The sequence below is a fragment of the Streptomyces sp. NPDC052301 genome (assembly GCF_044593395.1).
Taxonomy (GTDB): domain Bacteria; phylum Actinomycetota; class Actinomycetes; order Streptomycetales; family Streptomycetaceae; genus Streptomyces.
This window is the reverse complement of sequence record NZ_JBIUBE010000008.1, coordinates 1-16,130: the sequence shown is the minus strand read 5'-3', so window position 1 is coordinate 16,130 and position 16,130 is coordinate 1. Positions and strand designations below refer to the sequence as shown.

17 protein-coding genes and 1 pseudogene are annotated in these 16,130 nt (G+C 70.6%); 9 read left to right on the top strand and 9 right to left on the bottom strand.

Annotation, left to right across the window (positions count from 1 at the left end; translation table 11 throughout):
• From ACIHEJ_RS22880 to ACIHEJ_RS22870, 3 genes are read left to right on the top strand one after another with little or no spacing between them, the layout of a single operon-like run.
• Window positions 1–852, top strand: a complete 852-nt coding sequence (locus ACIHEJ_RS22880) for a helix-turn-helix transcriptional regulator (RefSeq protein ID WP_400138332.1) — start codon at window positions 1–3, stop codon at window positions 850–852.
• An 8-nt stretch (window positions 853–860) separates the two neighbouring features.
• Window positions 861–1,064 carry a DUF397 domain-containing protein gene (locus ACIHEJ_RS22875; RefSeq protein ID WP_400138331.1) on the top strand — a complete coding sequence of 68 codons (204 nt, stop codon included), beginning with the start codon at window positions 861–863 and terminating at the stop codon, window positions 1,062–1,064.
• Window positions 1,065–1,121: 57 nt separating this feature from the next.
• Window positions 1,122–1,559, top strand: a complete 438-nt coding sequence (locus ACIHEJ_RS22870) for a hypothetical protein (protein WP_400138330.1) — start codon at window positions 1,122–1,124, stop codon at window positions 1,557–1,559.
• A gap of 18 nt (window positions 1,560–1,577) precedes the next feature.
• Here the strand turns inward: ACIHEJ_RS22870 and ACIHEJ_RS22865 are convergent, their stop codons facing one another.
• The 5 genes and pseudogenes from ACIHEJ_RS22865 to ACIHEJ_RS22845 all read right to left on the bottom strand — a co-directional run bounded on the left by ACIHEJ_RS22865 (window position 1,578) and on the right by ACIHEJ_RS22845 (window position 4,989).
• Window positions 1,578–2,129, bottom strand: a complete 552-nt coding sequence (locus ACIHEJ_RS22865) for a hypothetical protein (protein ID WP_400138329.1) — start codon at window positions 2,127–2,129, stop codon at window positions 1,578–1,580.
• Window positions 2,130–2,202: 73 nt separating this feature from the next.
• A pseudogene (locus ACIHEJ_RS22860) lies at window positions 2,203–2,610 on the bottom strand (DUF401 family protein); the annotation flags it as partial.
• A gap of 59 nt (window positions 2,611–2,669) precedes the next feature.
• Window positions 2,670–3,080, bottom strand: coding sequence for a RidA family protein (locus ACIHEJ_RS22855; protein ID WP_400138328.1), 411 nt, complete (start codon window positions 3,078–3,080; stop codon window positions 2,670–2,672).
• The gene (locus ACIHEJ_RS22850; protein WP_400138327.1) at window positions 3,077–3,841 is read right to left on the bottom strand and encodes an IclR family transcriptional regulator; all 765 of its coding nucleotides are present in this window, start codon (window positions 3,839–3,841) and stop codon (window positions 3,077–3,079) included. Before ACIHEJ_RS22850 ends, ACIHEJ_RS22855 begins: the two co-directional genes overlap by 4 nt.
• Window positions 3,838–4,989, bottom strand: a complete 1,152-nt coding sequence (locus tag ACIHEJ_RS22845) for a sugar kinase (RefSeq protein WP_400138326.1) — start codon at window positions 4,987–4,989, stop codon at window positions 3,838–3,840. Before ACIHEJ_RS22845 ends, ACIHEJ_RS22850 begins: the two co-directional genes overlap by 4 nt.
• A 164-nt stretch (window positions 4,990–5,153) precedes the next feature.
• Between ACIHEJ_RS22845 and ACIHEJ_RS22840 the strand changes: the two genes are divergently transcribed.
• Both ACIHEJ_RS22840 and ACIHEJ_RS22835 read left to right on the top strand, forming a co-directional pair.
• On the top strand, window positions 5,154–6,425 hold the full coding sequence (locus ACIHEJ_RS22840; protein ID WP_400138325.1) for an alanine racemase: 1,272 nt from the start codon (window positions 5,154–5,156) through the stop codon (window positions 6,423–6,425).
• 8 nt (window positions 6,426–6,433) lie between these two features.
• Complete coding sequence (locus ACIHEJ_RS22835) at window positions 6,434–8,044, top strand: amidohydrolase family protein (protein ID WP_400138324.1); 1,611 nt, start codon at window positions 6,434–6,436, stop codon at window positions 8,042–8,044.
• A 6-nt stretch (window positions 8,045–8,050) separates the two neighbouring features.
• Here ACIHEJ_RS22835 and ACIHEJ_RS22830 read toward each other — a convergent pair whose 3' ends face one another.
• Together ACIHEJ_RS22830 and ACIHEJ_RS22825 are read right to left on the bottom strand one after the other, a co-directional pair.
• Window positions 8,051–8,884 carry a trypsin-like serine peptidase gene (locus ACIHEJ_RS22830; RefSeq protein WP_400138323.1) on the bottom strand — a complete coding sequence of 278 codons (834 nt, stop codon included), beginning with the start codon at window positions 8,882–8,884 and terminating at the stop codon, window positions 8,051–8,053.
• Between the two features lie 204 nt (window positions 8,885–9,088).
• On the bottom strand, window positions 9,089–9,775 hold the full coding sequence (locus tag ACIHEJ_RS22825; RefSeq protein WP_400138322.1) for a hypothetical protein: 687 nt from the start codon (window positions 9,773–9,775) through the stop codon (window positions 9,089–9,091).
• Window positions 9,776–9,980: 205 nt separating this feature from the next.
• On the opposite strand from ACIHEJ_RS22825, the gene ACIHEJ_RS22820 reads away from it, so the two are divergent.
• The 3 genes from ACIHEJ_RS22820 (at window position 9,981) to ACIHEJ_RS22810 (ending at window position 13,329) form a co-directional block, all read left to right on the top strand.
• On the top strand, window positions 9,981–11,192 hold the full coding sequence (locus ACIHEJ_RS22820) for a pyridoxal phosphate-dependent aminotransferase (RefSeq protein ID WP_400138321.1): 1,212 nt from the start codon (window positions 9,981–9,983) through the stop codon (window positions 11,190–11,192).
• Window positions 11,193–11,482: 290 nt separating this feature from the next.
• Window positions 11,483–12,058, top strand: coding sequence for a tetratricopeptide repeat protein (locus ACIHEJ_RS22815; protein WP_400138320.1), 576 nt, complete (start codon window positions 11,483–11,485; stop codon window positions 12,056–12,058).
• Complete coding sequence (locus ACIHEJ_RS22810; RefSeq protein WP_400138319.1) at window positions 12,055–13,329, top strand: glycosyltransferase; 1,275 nt, start codon at window positions 12,055–12,057, stop codon at window positions 13,327–13,329. The genes ACIHEJ_RS22815 and ACIHEJ_RS22810 overlap by 4 nt, the downstream gene beginning before the upstream one ends.
• 90 nt (window positions 13,330–13,419) lie before the next feature.
• Here ACIHEJ_RS22810 and rfbD read toward each other — a convergent pair whose 3' ends face one another.
• Window positions 13,420–14,337: a dTDP-4-dehydrorhamnose reductase gene (gene rfbD, locus ACIHEJ_RS22805; protein ID WP_400138318.1), complete on the bottom strand. Its 918-nt coding sequence runs from the start codon at window positions 14,335–14,337 to the stop codon at window positions 13,420–13,422.
• Window positions 14,334–15,308 carry a dTDP-glucose 4,6-dehydratase gene (gene rfbB, locus ACIHEJ_RS22800; protein WP_400138317.1) on the bottom strand — a complete coding sequence of 325 codons (975 nt, stop codon included), beginning with the start codon at window positions 15,306–15,308 and terminating at the stop codon, window positions 14,334–14,336. The genes rfbD and rfbB overlap by 4 nt, the downstream gene beginning before the upstream one ends.
• 441 nt (window positions 15,309–15,749) lie before the next feature.
• Here rfbB and ACIHEJ_RS22795 point away from each other — a divergent pair.
• Window positions 15,750–16,130, top strand: a 381-nt coding sequence (locus tag ACIHEJ_RS22795) for a hypothetical protein (RefSeq protein ID WP_400138316.1), incomplete at its 3' end; no start/stop codon positions are given.

The window sequence follows — 16,130 nt, the reverse complement described above, 5'->3', positions numbered from 1 at the left end:
ATGGCGCGCAGGAAAGAAGCCACGGCACGTCAGGCGCGTCTGGGTTGCGAGCTGCGGAAACTACGAGAGGCCGCGGGACTCAAGGGGCGTGAAGCCGCCGCGCTGCTCGGGACGGACTCCGCCCAGGTCAGTCAGATCGAGTTCGGTACGGCGGGAGTGAGTGCAGAGCGCGTTCGGCGGCTCGCCGCTCACTATGCCTGCCCGGACACGGAGTTGGTCGATGCTCTGGTGGGCATGGCCGTAGACCGGACGTGCGGCTGGTGGGAGCAGTACCGGGGTTCGCTGCCCAACTCGTTCCTGGACCTCTCCGAGCTGGAGCATCACGCGAGCTACCGCTGGGACGTGGACTTCCTGCACGTGCCCGGCCTGCTCCAGACCGAGGAGTACGCGCGCGCCCTCTTCTCGTACGTGAACCCGGACTTTCCGGAGAGCGAACTGGAACGCCGGGTGGAGCACCGTATGCGGCGGAGGGTCGTCATCGAGCGCCCCGACCCGGTCCCGTACGAGGCCCTCATCCATGAGGCGGCGCTGCGCATCAGGGTCGGTGACCGGGCCGCCACGCGAGCGCAACTCACCCGCATTCTGGAGCTGTCCGCCGTCGCACACGTCACCGTGCGCGTCATCCCCTTCGAGCTGGACTCGTTCGCCGGCGCCGGGAGCGCCATGGTGTATGCGGGCGGCCCCGTCCCGCAGTTGGACACCGTCGTACGCGACGGTCCCCATGGCACGCTGCTCATCGACGCCGAAGCACAACTCGGCCGCTTTCGAACGCTCTTCCGTAAGGTGGAAGCGGTGTCACTCGAACCCGAGCGTTCCCGTGACTTCATCCACAAGCTGGCGAAGGAGCTGTGAGGCGCATCATGACCACCTCTCGCACATGGCGGAAGTCCTCTTACTCCGGCGGTGGCGAGGGCAACGCCTGCGTAGAAGTAGCCCACCTCGACACCCACATAGCCATCCGCGACTCCAAGGCCCCCGCCCGGGCCACCCTCACCTTCCCGGTCGCCGCCTTCGCCCCCTTCATCGACGCCATGAAGGACCCGTACGCGCCCGCCGGCCGGTAGGCCGCGGTCTGCGAAGATCGTCTCTCAGGCAACTTCGCACAGGAACGGGGAATCAGCGTGACCACACGACTGGCCACACGCGTCGCGGTCGCGGCGGGTGCCGCCGCCCTCGCTGTCGGCGCGACGGCGGGTCCCGCCTCGGCGGCCTCCTACGTCGACAAGGACACCAGGGGCTGCTCCACCACGCACGGCTGCGCGTACGGCATCGCGATCCACTACTGGTACAAGAAGGGCTCCAGCAGCCGGGGTGTCTCCTGGGTCGACGCGACCAAGGAGACCAACTCGAACAAGGCGTTCTACGCCCGCTGGCTGTACCAGAAGCCCGGCGGCAAGCAGCACGTCGGCAAGAGCTGGAAGAAGGCCAAGGACTTCGGCTACTTCATGGAGGTCGACTGGAACGCCGCCACGCACAAGGGCCCGGTGTTCCCCAAGAACACCAAGATCTGCATCCAGTTCAAGGGCTACTCGACGCAGCTCTGCAAGACGCTCAAGTAGCCGCACGTCCCTGGCCGGCTAGTCGGCGTCCTCGAAGTACGCGTCGAGCACCGCGTCCAGCTCCTCGTCCCACTCCTTGAAGCGGGACTTGGCCGTGGCCTCGATCTCGATCGGGTACCAGCGGCGGTCGGGGGTGTGCACGGTGACCGTGTAGCGCTTGCCGAAGCGGGGGGACTCCGTCTCCACCGCGGCGATCTCGTCCCAGCGGAACTCGCAGGACTCCTCGTCGAGGCGCAGGCGGACGCCCTTGCGGTCGGCCACGATCCGGGCACGCCGGTCGGAGGCCTCGAAGGTGGGGCCTTCGCCGGCCTCATCCGAGGTGTCGGCCTCTTCCGAGGTCTCCGTCCGGTCGGCCTCCTCAGCCTCCCCGGCGTCCTCGGCCACGACGGCCGAGTCCTCCGGTTCGGTGTCCTCCGGTTCGGCGTCCTCCGGTTCCTCCTTGGCCAGGGCCGGGGAGGGGACCGTGATCCCCGGGATGAACGCCGGGTCGAACCCGGCGCCCGTCACCGGCTCGACCTTCAACGGCTCGGCCTCGGACGGCTTGCTGCTCTCTCCTGTGCGCTGCTCCACGGCGGCAGTATGGACGACTTCCCTGTGCGGGAACCAGTCAGCCCACCCATCTCCGTACTCACTCACGCCACACTCACACGAAGACGCTCACCCCGGCCGCCGCCACGAACCCCGCCACGGACAGCACCGATTCCAGTACCGTCCACGTCCGCAGCGTGTCCCGTTCGCTGATGCCGAAGTACTTCGCCACCATCCAGAAGCCGCCGTCGTTGACGTGCGAGGCGAAGATGGAGCCGGCCGAGATGGCCATGATGACCAGGGCGGCGAAGGCCTGGGAGTGGCGAGCCTCCGTCAGCAGCGGGGCCACGATGCCCGCCGTCGTCACGATCGCCACCGTCGCCGAGCCCTGGGCCACCCGCAGCACCAGCGAGATCAGGTACGACAGCACGATCACCGGCAGGCCCACGCCGTGGAAGGTGTCGGAGAGGGCCTGGGCGACTCCGCTCGCCTTCAGGACCGCGCCGAAGATCCCGCCCGCGCCGGCACGGCGCGCCGGAGGGCGCCGTGCCGTGTACGGCGGTTCGGGAGAGCGTCAGGAGGTCAGCCGAGTACGGCGAGTGCGTCGATCTCGATGAGGAGGCCGGCCGGGAGACCGACGTAGACCGTGGTCCGGGCGGCGGGCGGCTGGGTGAGGCCCTGCTCCTCGAAGTAGGAGGTGTAGATCTCGTTCATCTCGGCGAAGTGGTCCACGTCGGTCAGGTAGACGCGGATCATCATCACGTCGTCCCAGGAGGCGCCGCCCTCCTCGAGGATCGCCTTGACGTTGGCGAGGGTCTGCAGGGTCTGCTCGCGCAGGGTGGGACCGGCCGGCGTCGGGGGCTTGCCCTCCTGGGCGGGCAGGAAGCCGACCTGGCCGGCGACCTGGAGGATGTTGCCCTTCCGCACGCCGTGCGAGAACTTCGCGGGCGGGGTGGTGTGGGTCTTCGGGGTGAGCGCGATCTTCTCGGTCATTCGGTGGTGCCCTTCACTGGGGTTCTGCCGGAGTACTCGCCGCTGATCGCGTCCGCGGTACGGCGCACCAGCGGGAGCAGCGTGAGGAGTTCCTCGGCGGTGACGACCACGTTCGGCGCGGACACCGACAGCGCGGCGACCACCCGGCCGTCGGCGCCGCGGATCGGGGCGGCGACGCAGTTGATGGACTCCTCGTGGCCACCGAGGTCGGTGGCCCAGCCCTGTTCGCGCACCTTCTCCAACTCCCGCAGGAAGGCCGGGGCGTTGGCGGTGGAACGGGCCGTGTAGAGGGGGTAGTCGAGCTGCTCCGCGAGGGCGCGGCGCTCGGCTTCGGGCAGGTCGGCGAGGAGGAGTTTCGCCACGGCGGCGACGGTGATGGCGACGGGTTTGCCGATCCGCGAGTACATGCGGACGGGGTAGCGGCTGTCCACCTTGTCGATGTAGAGGACCTCGTTCTCCTCGTAGACGGCCAGGTGCACGGTGTGGCCGCAGGACTCGTTGAGGCGGACGAGGTGGGGGTGGGCGATCTCGCGGATGTCGAGGTTCTCCATCGCCTCCTGGGCGAGGGCGAAGAGGCGCGCGCCGAGGCGGTAGCGCTGGTCGGACTGGCGGTAGACCAGGCCGTGTTCGTGCAGGGTGCGCAGGAGGCGCAGGGCCGTGGACTTGTGCACGCCCAGGCGGTCGGCGACCTGGCCGAGGTCGGCGGGGCCCTCCGCGAGCAGGGGCAGGATGCTCAGGGCGCGGTCTACTGTCTGGCTCATGGGGTCGCCTCCTTCTCGGCCTCTTCGGTCTGCGTCCAGCCGGGGCCGAGTCGCAGTCTCCCCCATGCGTCGTCGTCGAGGGCGGTGAGGCGGTCGGCGTGGCCGCGGGTGGGGGGTGCGGCGAGGTCGGTGGGGGCGGTGAGGGTGGCGGCCGCGAAGAGGTGGCCGTGCCGGATGCGGTCCCTGGCGGGGAGCCCGCGGAGCGTGCCCGAGAGGAAGCCCGCGGCGAAGGCGTCTCCGGCGCCCGTGGTCGCCACGACGTCGACCACGGGGGCGGGTTCGCGGGTCTCCGCCTCGCCCTCGAACACTGTCGCTCCCCTCGCTCCCTGCTTCACCACCAGCACCCGCGGCTCCGCCAGCGCCTTCCGGATCGCCTCCGGCCCCCCGGTGATCCCCCACGCCTGCTCCGCCTCGTCCTCGCCCACGAACACGAGGTCCGCCCGGCGGGCCAGGGAGAGCAGGACGCGGGCGGCGGTGTCGGCGTCGGGCCACAGGGCCGGGCGGTGGTTCACGTCGAAGGACAGCAGCGGGCGGGCGGGGCCGGGCGCCGTCAACGCCCGCACGGCGGGCCCGGTCAGGTCCCGGACACCGGGCCCGGCCGCTTCCGGGACACCGGGCCCGGCCGCTTCCGGGACACCGGGCCCGGCCGCTTCCGGGACGCCGGGCCCCGTCAGGCCCCGGACCCCGGACGCCGTCAGCTCCCGGATCAGGTGCAGGCACTCCGCGGACAGCGCCGGTGTGATCCCCGACAGGTGCAGCACCCGTCCGGCCCGTGCCGCCGCCATGTCCACGTTCTCGACGGACATCGCCGAGGCAGCCGAGCCCGCTCGGTAGTACGCCACCTCGTGCGCGTCCGTGCCCCGGTCGCCGGCGGTGCGGAAGTAGACGCCGGTGGGGCGGTCCGGGTCCCGGCGCACCGCGGAGACGTCGACGCCGTGTCCGGCGATCCGCTCGACGACGTGGTCGCCGAAGCCGTCCGCCCCCACCCGGCTCACCCACCGCGCCGTATGCCCGTGAGCGGCCAGCGCGCACGCCACGTTGGACTCCGCTCCGCCGATCGCACGGTGGAAGGAGGGGACGTCCGCGAGGCGTCCGGGCCGGCCGGGCAGGAAGGTGACCATGGATTCGCCGAGCGCGACGACATCCACGAGTCCTCGCGGAACCGCCGGGATGTAAGCAGCGTCGTCGATGATGACTCCTGTCGATGCCCGGGCGGCGGCTCCGTTGACCCGGTGTCGGCGAGATGCTAGACACCAGTAAGCAACGCACGCAATGGCTGTTGCACAGCTTGCAACAGCCGAGAGAGGGGCTCATGAGCACCGAAGCGCTCGCCCGCCTGGCCGAGGAACGCGTGGACCACCGCTTCAAGGGCCTCCCGCCGGACGCCGACGGCCTCACCGTCGCCGAGCTGACCGCCCAGCGCCGCAACCTCTTCCGGCCGGCCGACGGCTTCACCACCCCCGTCCTCGCGCTGTCGGCCGAACGCCTGGAGCACAACCTCGCCCTCATGGAGGCCTACACCGCCCGGCACGGCCTGGCCTTCGCCCCGCACGGCAAGACCTCCATGGCCCCGCAGCTGTTCCACCGTCAGCTGCGGCACGGCGCCTGGGGCATCACGCTGGCGGCGCCGCACCAGGTACGGGTAGCCCGGGCCTTCGGGATCGGGCGGATCTTCCTCGCCAACGAGCTGGTGGACGTGGCGGCCCTGCGCTGGATCGCCGCCGAGCTGGACGCCGACCCGGAGTTCCGCTTCGTCGCCTACGTCGACTCCGTGCGCGGGGTGGAACTGATGGACGCGGCCCTGCGGGACGCCGGCCGCCCGGTGGACGTGGTCGTGGAGCTGGGCGCCGGCGAGGGGGCCCGGACCGGGGTGCGCACCGACGCGGAGGCCGTGGCCGTCGCCGACGCGGTGGCGGGCGTCCGCACCCTGCGGCTCGTCGGCGTGGCGGGGTACGAGGCGCAGGTGCCGGACGCCTCGCCCGAGCGGGTGCGGGGGTGGCTGGAGCGGCTGGTCGCTCTCGCCGTGGAGTTCGACAAGGGCGGGCGGTTCGCGGACACCGACGAGATCGTGCTGAGCGCCGGCGGCAGCGAGTGGTTCGACGCCGTCGCCGATGTCTTCGCCGGGGTGCCGGAGCTGTCGCGGCCCGCGCTGAAGCTGCTGCGCTCCGGGGCGTACGTCTCGCACGACGACGTGCACTACCACAGGCTCACCCCGTTCAACCGGGTGCCCGAGGAGGGCGCGCTGGAGCCGGCGTTCCGGCTGTGGGCGCAGGTCGTCTCCCGACCGTCGCCCGATCAGGCGTTCGTCAACGCGGGCAAGCGGGACGCGGCCTACGACCTCGACCGTCCGGTGGCGCACGTGGTACGCCGGGACGGTGCCGAGCACCCGGCGACCGGAATCGAGGTGAGCGCCCTGTCCGACCAGCATCTGTGGCTGCGCACCGCTCCGGGCGCGGACGTCGAGGTCGGTGACTGGATCGGCTTCGGTCTGTCCCACCCGTGCACGTCCTTCGACAAGTGGCAGCTGATCCCGGTGGCCGAGGCGGACGGGACGGTCGTCGACTACATCCGCACGTTCTTCTAGGAGGTCCTGTGGAGGACCTGGTCATCCGGGACGCCGACGTCGTGGACGGCAGCGGCGCGGACTCCTACCGCGCCGACGTCGTGGTCGACGGCGGCCGGATCGTCTCGATCGTCAAGGAGGCCGCGGCGGCGGGCTGCCAGCGGCCGCGTGCGAGGCGCGAGCTGGACGCCGAGGGCCTGGCCCTCTCCCCGGGCTTCATCGACATGCACGCCCACTCCGACCTCGCCCTGCTGCGCGACCCCGACCACAGCGCGAAGGCCGCTCAGGGGGTCACCCTGGAAGTCCTCGGGCAGGACGGGCTGTCGTACGCGCCGGTCGACGACCGCACGCTGGAGGAGGTGCGGCGGGCGATCAGCGGCTGGAACGGGTACGGCGACGACGTCGACCTCGACTGGCGGTCGGTGGGCGAGTACCTGGACCGGCTGGACCGCGGTGTCGCGGTGAACGCCGCGTACCTCGTCCCGCAGGGCACGGTCCGCGCGCTCGTCGTCGGCTGGGAGGACCGGGAGGCGACGCCGCGCGAGCTGGACCGGATGCGGCAGCTGGTCGCGGAGGGGCTGGAGCAGGGCGCGGTCGGGCTGTCCTCCGGGCTCACCTACACGCCCGGGATGTACGCGGCCGACAGCGAACTGACCGAGCTGTGCCGGGTGGTGGCGTCGTACGGCGGCTACTACTGCCCGCACCACCGCTCCTACGGCGCCGGCGCGCTGGAGGCCTACGCGGAGATGGTCGCCCTCACCCGGGAGGCGGGCTGCCCGCTGCACCTCGCCCACGCCACGATGAACTTCGGCGTGAACCGGGGCCGGGCCCCGCAGCTGCTGGACCTCCTCGACCGGGCCCTGGAGGAGGGCGCGGACATCACCCTCGACACCTACCCCTACACCCCCGGCTGCACCACCCTGGCCGCGCTGCTGCCGAGCTGGGCGAACGAAGGCGGTCCGGAGCGGGTGCTGGCCCGGCTCACCGACCCGGCGACGGCCGAACGGATCCGCCACGACCTGGAGGTCACCGGCTCGGACGGCTGCCACGGCGTGCCCGTGGAGTGGGAGACGATCGAGATCTCCGGCGTCGGCGACCCGGCCCTCGGGGATCACGTCGGCCGTACGGTCCGGCAGGCGGCGGCCCTGCACGGTGAGACCCCCTGGGCGACCGCCCGCCGGCTGCTGGTCGAGGACCGGCTCGGTACGACGATCCTGCAGCACGTCGGCCACGAGGAGAACGTCCGCGCGATCATGCGGCACCGCGCCCACACCGGCGGCTCGGACGGCATCCTCCAGGGCGCCAAGCCGCACCCGCGCGCCTACGGCACCTTCCCGCGCTACCTCTGCCGCTACGTACGGGAGTTGGGGGTGCTCTCCCTGGAGGAGTGCGTCGCGCGTCTGACCTCGCGGCCCGCGGCCCGGCTGCGTCTGCCGGACCGCGGGCTGGTGCGCGAGGGGTACCGGGCCGACCTGGTGCTGTTCGACCCGGAGACGGTGGCGCCCGGCGCGACCTTCGCCGAGCCCCGCAGGCTGCCGACCGGGATCCCGCACGTCCTGGTCGACGGCCGGTTCGTCATCGAGAACGGCAGGCGCACGGACGTGCTCGCGGGCCGGTCGGTGCGCCGTACCCCGGTGTGAGCGCCCCTACGGCTTCGGCAGGACGCAGCCGGAGGCGCTGAGGTTCAGCTTGTTGCCGGTCGTGAAGCAGGCCGGGATCTGGTAGGTCTCCTCGGCGTAGTTGATGCCCTGGCGGACGGTGACGTTGCCGTTCTCGTCCACCTCGCAGGGGTTGTTCTCGGTGCACCGCTCGCCGTCCTCGTTGCCGGTGTTGTTGACGGCGACGACCTTGCCGGTGGTGGTGTCGATGACCGGGGAGCCCGACGTGCCGCCGATCGTGTTGCAGGAGGAGGTGTAGCGGAGCGAGTCCTTCCAGGTCCAGTCGCCCTCCTTCAGGCGGTACACGAACCCGTCGACGTTGCAGCTGTAGGTGCGCTTCCAGTAACCGGAGACGACCTTGATGGCGGTGCCGGCGGTGGGGTGGGTGTCGTTCACGGTGAGCGGGCTGATCCCGTACGCGCTCTTGATCTGCGCGTATGTGGTGGTCAGCCGGTAGATGGTGACGTCCGTGTCCGTCATGGTCGAGTAGACGACCTGGTTGGCGCGCAGGGTGGCGACCCTGCTGCCGGAGGCGTTCAGCAGGCCGAAGCTACGGCTGGAGGACTGGCCGGTGATGACCTCGCCGGGCTCGGGGAAGCCGGTCTCCAGGCAGTGGCCGTTGGTCAGGACGAGGGCCGGGTCGGTGTCCGCGGAGTTGGGGAAGCGGATGACGGATCCGGAGCAGTTGCTGAGCGAGACGGTGCCGGCGAAGTTGACGGTGACCGCGGCGGCCTTGGCGGTGTGCGGTGCGGCGACGGCCGGGGTCGCGCCCAGCCCGGCCATGGCCAGGCAGGAGAGGGCGGCAAGGAGAGGCTTGTTCATGTGGGGGTCCCCTCTGACGACTTGGGCGACCGGAGAGTTCCGGCCGCCCGCTCGTTTGTCATGCGCATTGTCGGCATGACGGAGGGGTCGGAACAAGACGCGGGCTCAGGTCGTAGGGGTTTCCCTGTGCGCGGGGACACGGCGCACCGGCCGGTCGACCGGCCTGATGTCCCTCAGGGTCGGCGCGGCCCCGGCGGGCACCGGTCAGTGGTGACCCCTGCCGCCCCCGTGGCCGTGGCCCCAGCCGCCCGGGGCGCCGGTCGTGGAGGACGCGGAGGACACGGAGGCCGTCGGGCCGCTCGCGGTGCCCGTGGGTGCGGGCGGCTGGGACGTCGTGGGGTCCGTGGCACCGGCCGAGGCCGACGCAGTACCGGTCGATCCCGTCCGGGACGCCTGGACGGCCGGGGACGTGGGCGCGCCGGGCGCGACCGAGGGGGAGCCGGCGGCCGGCGGGGCGGACGCGGACGGGGAGCCGGCGTCCGTGCCGGCACTCGCGGAGGCGGAGTCGTCGACGGCGACGCGTTTGCCGCCGGCCCGGCCCGGCCCGTCGGGGGCGGGGGAATCCGAGCCGCCCGCCAGCACGGCGAGCACCGCGGCCGCACCGGCCGCCCCCAGCACCCCGGCGACGACGGTCACCCGGCGGCGGCCGCCGGTGCGCCGCTCGGCGCGCCGGCGTGCGGCCCGCCCCTCGCCGGGCGGCGACTCGTCGGTCAACTCGGTCAGCGGGGGTAGCTCGCGCGTCTCGTCGTACGCGTTCTGCCAGCCGTGGGCGGCGGCGGGATCGGTGTACTCCGCGTACGACGGCGCCGGTGGCGACTGCGGGAGGTACACGTTCGGGGGTACCTGGGGCTCCCCGTCCGGGCTCTCGCCGGGCATGCCGGCACTGTTCATGTCCGCCCCCCTGTGCATCCCCGTCCGCCCCTTTCACCGTTCCGGAATCCGCCGCCCCACGGCCCCGCCCCCAGCGGAGCGGCACCGCATTCTAGGGAGGCGAGCGACTCCTGAGACAGCCCACGGCGATATCCGGGCAAACCTCCGTGTCTCACGTGGCGGAAAACACGACACAGGACCCGGGGCCGGGTCGTAAGCTCACGACATGCAGGTGATCCAGTCGACCAAGCTCGCCAACGTCTGTTACGAGATCCGGGGCCCGGTTCTCGAGGAGGCCATGCGGCTTGAGGCGGCGGGCCACCGCATCCTCAAGCTGAACACCGGCAACCCCGCCGCCTTCGGCTTCGAGTGCCCCCCGGAGATCCTGGAGGACATCCTCCGCAACGTCTCCAGCGCACACGGCTACGGCGACGCCAAGGGCCTGCTGGCCGCCCGCCGCGCGGTCGTCATGCACAACCAGACCCTCGGCATCGAGACGGACGTCGAGCACGTCTTCATCGGCAACGGCGTCTCCGAGCTGATCGTGATGGCCATGCAGGCCCTGCTCGACGACGGCGACGAGGTCCTCGTACCCGCCCCCGACTACCCGCTGTGGACCGCCGCCGTCTCCCTCTCCGGTGGTACGGCCGTGCACTACCGCTGCGACGAGCAGTCGGACTGGATGCCCGACCTCGCCGACGTCGAGCGCAAGGTCACCGACCGCACCAAGGCCATCGTCATCATCAACCCGAACAACCCCACGGGCGCGGTCTACGACGAGGCGATGGTCAAGGGGCTGACCGACATCGCCCGCCGGCACAACCTGCTGGTCTGCTCCGACGAGATCTACGACAAGATCCTCTACGACGGTGCCACGCACACCCCGACCGCGAAGGTCGCCCCCGACCTGCTCACCCTCACCTTCAACGGCATGTCGAAGGCGTACCGGGTGGCCGGCTACCGCGTCGGCTGGATGTCGGTCTCCGGCCCGCGCGCCCACGCCGACTCCTACATCGAGGGCCTGACGATCCTGGCCAACATGCGGCTGTGCGCCAACATGCCGGGCCAGCACGGAGTCGTGGCCGCGCTCAGCGGACGGCAGACGATCAACGACCTGGTGCTGCCGGGCGGCCGGCTGAAGGAGCAGCTGGACACCGCCTACGAGCTGCTGACGCAGATCCCGGGCGTGAGCTGCGTACGGCCCAAGGGCGCGCTGTACCTCTTCCCGCGCCTGGACCCCAAGGTCTTCAAGATCAGGGACGACCGGCGGATGGTCCTGGACCTGCTGCGCCAGGAGAAGATCATGGTCGTCCACGGCACCGGCTTCAACTGGGCCGAGCCGGACCACTTCCGCGTCGTGACGCTGCCGTCGGCCGGGGACCTCAGGGACGCGATCACCCGGATCGGGAACTTCCTGGACGGCTACAACCAGCCATGAGAAGCACCGACGGGTGAATTGACGAGCAACCCCCCAGAATTGCCGAGCCGGGTGCTCAATGACCGGCCACCACTCGGGGTTACGGAATCGACCCCGGCCAGAAAAACATTTCTCCTGCGTACATTCGAGTGGTCCACAACTCAAAGTGCCTACCGAATGGCCGTGTCAACGGCAGCGGACTCGTAACGTCGGCCTGGATGAGGGTGAGATCAGCCCCATCCAACCGTCCCTCACGATCCGCGAAATGTGACAAAGTGAAACGTAGGAATTTGTGGGCAGGACTGGCCGGAATGGCAACGCTTGTCACCGGAGTGACCGTCTGGACGATACTGGCCCACTCGGCCCCGGCGACCAAAGGCGCGTCGGCGCCCGCCAAGCCCCAACAGGTTGACGCGCTTTTGAGGGCAGCCAATCTGCAGGCGCAGTACCACGATTTCGCCGGAGCCGGCCGAACCTACCAGCAGGTGCTGGCACTTGATCCGCACAACAAGGTCGCGTGGTACGACCTGGGGGTCGTCGCATACCAGCAGGGCAGGACCGCTGAAGCGATCAAGGCTTACGACAAGGCGCTGCAGATCGACCGCACCTACGCCTCGGCCCTCTACAACGAGGCGGTCCTGCTGAAGTCGAGCGACCCCGACCGGGCCGCCGGACTCCTGAAGCGTGCCATCGCCTCCACCCCCAAGGCCGCCACGGCCCATCTCCAACTCGGTTTCATCCTGGCGAGCAAGAAGCGTGAGGACGAGGCCGAGGACGAGTTCCGCCGCGCGGTCGCGGCCGACCCTTCGCTGCACTCCCAGGTGCCGGAGCCGTACCGGGACGACGTAAGCCCTTCACCGACATCGAGCCAGGCAGGTGCCAGATGACGTCGACTGCAACACCCAGAATCTCCGTCTTCACCCCCAGCCACCAGCCCCGCTTTCTCGATGAGTGTCTCAAGTCCCTGCAATCACAGACCTTTGCGGACTGGGAGTGGGTCGTGCTGCTCAACAGTGGCGCCCGGTGGCGCCCGGAGCGGCACGACGACCGGGTCAGGGTGGAGATCGCGGACAACGTCCGCGGCGTCGGGGCGGCCAAACGCAGGGCCTGCGAGCTGGCACGCGGCGAGATCCTCGTCGAACTCGACCACGACGACCTCTTGGCGAGGGCGTGCCTGGCGGAGCTGGCCAAGGCGTTCGACGCACATCCCGAGGCCGTCTTCGCCTACAGCAACACGGCACAGATCACCGAGGACGGCAAGCGGGACGACAGCCGCTTCAACGAGACGTACGGCTGGAAGTACGAGGACGTGCGCGTCGACGGCCGCAAGCTGCTCCAGGCGATCTCCATGGAGCCCACGCCCCACAACGTCTCCTACATCTGGTACGCGCCGAACCACGTCCGGGCCTTCCGCAGGGAGAGCTACGAGAAGGCCGGCGGGTACGACGCCACGCGCACGGTACTGGACGACCAGGACCTGATGTGCCGGCTGTTCCACCTCGGCGACTTCCACCACATCCCGCGCTGTCTGTACCTGCAGCGGATGCACCCCGCGAACACCCAGCGCGACCCCCAGATCAACGCGCACATCCAGCGCGAGACGGTCGCCCTGTACGACAAGTACATCGAGGCCAACGCTCTCGCCTGGACGCACCGGCGCGGACTGATGGCGCTGGATCTGGGCGCGGCCCACCGGAAGCCGCCGGGCTATCTGGGCGTGGACCAGTACGCGGGAGACGGCGTCGACATCGTCGCGACCCTGCCCGACAAGCTGGACCTGCCGGACAACTCCGTCGGCCTGATGCGGGCGGTGGACTTCCTGGAGCACGTGCCCGCGAAGGTGCCGCTGATCAACGAACTGTACCGGCTGCTGGCCCCGGGCGGCATGCTCCTCACCATGACGCCCAGCTCCGACGGCCGCGGCGCGTACCAGGACCCGACCCACGTCGCCTTCTACAACGAGAACTCGTTCTGGTACTACACGGACAACCAGTACCGGACCTTCGTGCCGGAGATCCGGGCCAAGTTCCAGTCGTCGCGGCTGGTCACCTACTTCCCGACCGAGTGGCACTCCCAGAACAACATCTCCTACGTCGTCGCCAACCTCATCGCGATGAAGGAGGGCGCCGAGCGGTGCGGAGGACCGCTGCTGGTCTAGGGCTCCTCATGGAAGAGCGCCCTGCGGGCCGTCAGGTCCCGCAGGGCGCTTCGGTGTGGGGAGACCGTACTGCCGCTGGTCAGAGCCCTGTCACACCCGCAGACGCGCGCTGTTCATGCGCGCCGCGGCGGACAGAGCGGCGAAGGGAGGCTCGGCGAGGGCCGTGGTCAGCTGGTCGTCCCAACGTGCCGGCGGTGCGAGTCCGCAGCGGGCCCAGTTGTCGTGGCCGAGGACCCCGAACGCCGGGCGGGCGGCGGGGCGCGGAAACTTCTCCGAGCCGACCGGACGGATCCGCTCCGGGTCCAGGCCGGCGAGGCGGAAGGTCTCCCGGGCCAGTCCGTACCACGTCGTCTGGCCGACGCCCGTGCCGTGGTAGACGCCGGCGGGTGCCCGCCCTGCCAGGGCCGCACGGCCGAGGACGACCAGTTGCCGGGCGAGCGCGCGGGACCAGGTCGGCTGTCCGTGCTGGTCGGCGACCACGTCCAGCGTCTCGCGCCGGGCGGCGAGTTCGAGCATGGTCGCCACGAAGTTGCGGCCGTGCGCACCGTAGAGCCAGGCGGTGCGCACGAGGTAGCCGGTGCACGGCAGCAGTGCGGAGACGGCCCGCTCCCCCGCGAGTTTGCTGCGCCCGTACGCGTTGACAGGCCTCGTCGGGGCGTCCTCGGGGTAGGGGCGGCGACTGTCGCCGGGGAACACGTAGTCGGTGGAGACGTGCAGCAGCAGCGCGCCGCTGTCCGCGCAGGCTCGTGCCACGTTCCCTGCGCCTGTGCCGTTCACGGCCGTGGCCGCCGCCTCGGATCCCTCGGCGCCGTCGACATCCGTCCAGGCGGCGCAGTTGACGACCACGCGGTGGCCCTTGACGGCCGCGCGCACGGCGGCCGGATCGGTGATGTCCAGCTGGTCTCGGCTCGGTGCGGTGACCACGATGTCCGGGTGGGTGGCGAGTTCGGCCAGCACGTCCTGCCCGAGCAGCCCGCGCGCTCCGGTCACCAGCCATTCGGCGCTCATCGCAGCGCGGCCTTCTCCTTGAGCGGCTCCCACCACGAGCGGTGCGCGCGATACCAGGCGACCGTGCCGGCCAGGCCTTCGGCGAAGTAGACCTGCGGAGCGTAACCGAGTTGTTCGCGGATCTTGCCGTCGTCCAGCGAGTAGCGCAGGTCGTGCCCCTTGCGGTCGGCCACCCGCTCGACCCGGTCCCAGCCCACGCCGACCGCGTCCAGCAACAGACCGGTGAGCTTGTGGTTGCTCAGCTCGGTCCCGCCGCCGATGTGGTAGATCTCCCCGGACGTGCCACCGTGCAGCACCAGGTCGATGCCCCGGCAGTGGTCGGAGACGTGCAGCCAGTCACGGATGTTGCGGCCATCCCCGTAGAGGGGGACGGTCTTCCCGTCGAGCAGATTGGTGATGAAGAGCGGGATGAGCTTCTCGGGGAACTGGTATGGCCCGTAGTTGTTGGTACAGCGGGTGATCACCACGTCCAGGCCATGGGTGCGGTGGTAGGAGAGCGCCAGCAGGTCGGATCCGGCCTTCGAGGCGGAGTACGGGGAGTTGGGCGCGAGCGGCCATTCCTCGTTCCACGAGCCTTCCGCGATCGAGCCGTACACCTCGTCGGTGGACACCTGGACGAACCGGCCGACGCGGTGGCGGCAGGCCGTGTCCAGGAGCACCTGGGTGCCCAGCACATTCGTACGAACGAAGGGGCCGGCGCCATCGATCGACCGGTCCACGTGCGACTCGGCGGCGAAATGCACCACCACGTCCTGGCCCGCCATCACCTGATCGACGATTTCGGGGTCACAAATGTCGCCCTGAACGAAGGAGTAACCGGGGTGTTCCGACACCGGCGCGAGGTTGGCTTCGACCCCGGAATACGTGAGTTTGTCGAGAACGGTGATCCGGGCCGTCGGATCGGATGCCAACCGCTGGCGGACATATTCAGATCCGATGAATCCGGCACCGCCGGTCACTAGGATACGCATACTTCTCCGATTTTATTACCGGCTTTACTGCTCAGCGTTCTGAGCCGGAGTGTGCCGGTCGTCCGGAACGCATTCCTCACGCTACTCAAGGCCGGTGCGTCTTTCATGCAGGCTGGCCTGATTCAGGTCCATGTCGTGGAAGGCAGCTCGGCGGGACCGAACGCGGACGGTGCCCCGGGGCGAGGCCTCGGGGCACCGTCGCTCATGCAGCGGCCGAGCAGCCGGTCACGGGCTGCAGATCACGACGGCCGTGAGAACAGTGCCGTCGTGGCTGGTGGCCTGCCACCCCGTGGTGCCCATCGGCTCGTTCTCGCTCGCGGCGGAGCCGGCAGCGGCCTGGTAACCGCCGCCCAGTGCCGATTGGCCCGCGGGGCAGATCGCCGTCGACGTGATTCCCGGGGCCCCGGCCACGACGGTGGTGGCTACCGCGCCCTGAGCACCTTGCGCGCCCTGCGGACCGGCGACACCCTGTGCACCCAGCGCACCCTGAACACCCTGCGCACCGACATCGCCCTGGAAGCCCTGCGGACCGGCGACACCCTGCGCACCCAGCGCACCCTGCGGACCCTGGGCGCCGATGTCACCCTGGAAGCCCTGCGGACCGGCGACACCCTGCGCACCCAGCGCACCCTGCGGACCCTGGGCGCCGATGTCACCCTGGAAGCCCTGCGGACCGGCGACACCCTGCGCACCCAGCGCACCCTGCGGACCCTGGGCGCCGATGTCACCCTGGAAGCCCTGCGGACCGGCGACACCCTGCGCACCCAGCGCACCCTGCGGACCCTGGGCGCCGATGTCACCCTGGAAGCCCTGCGGACCGGC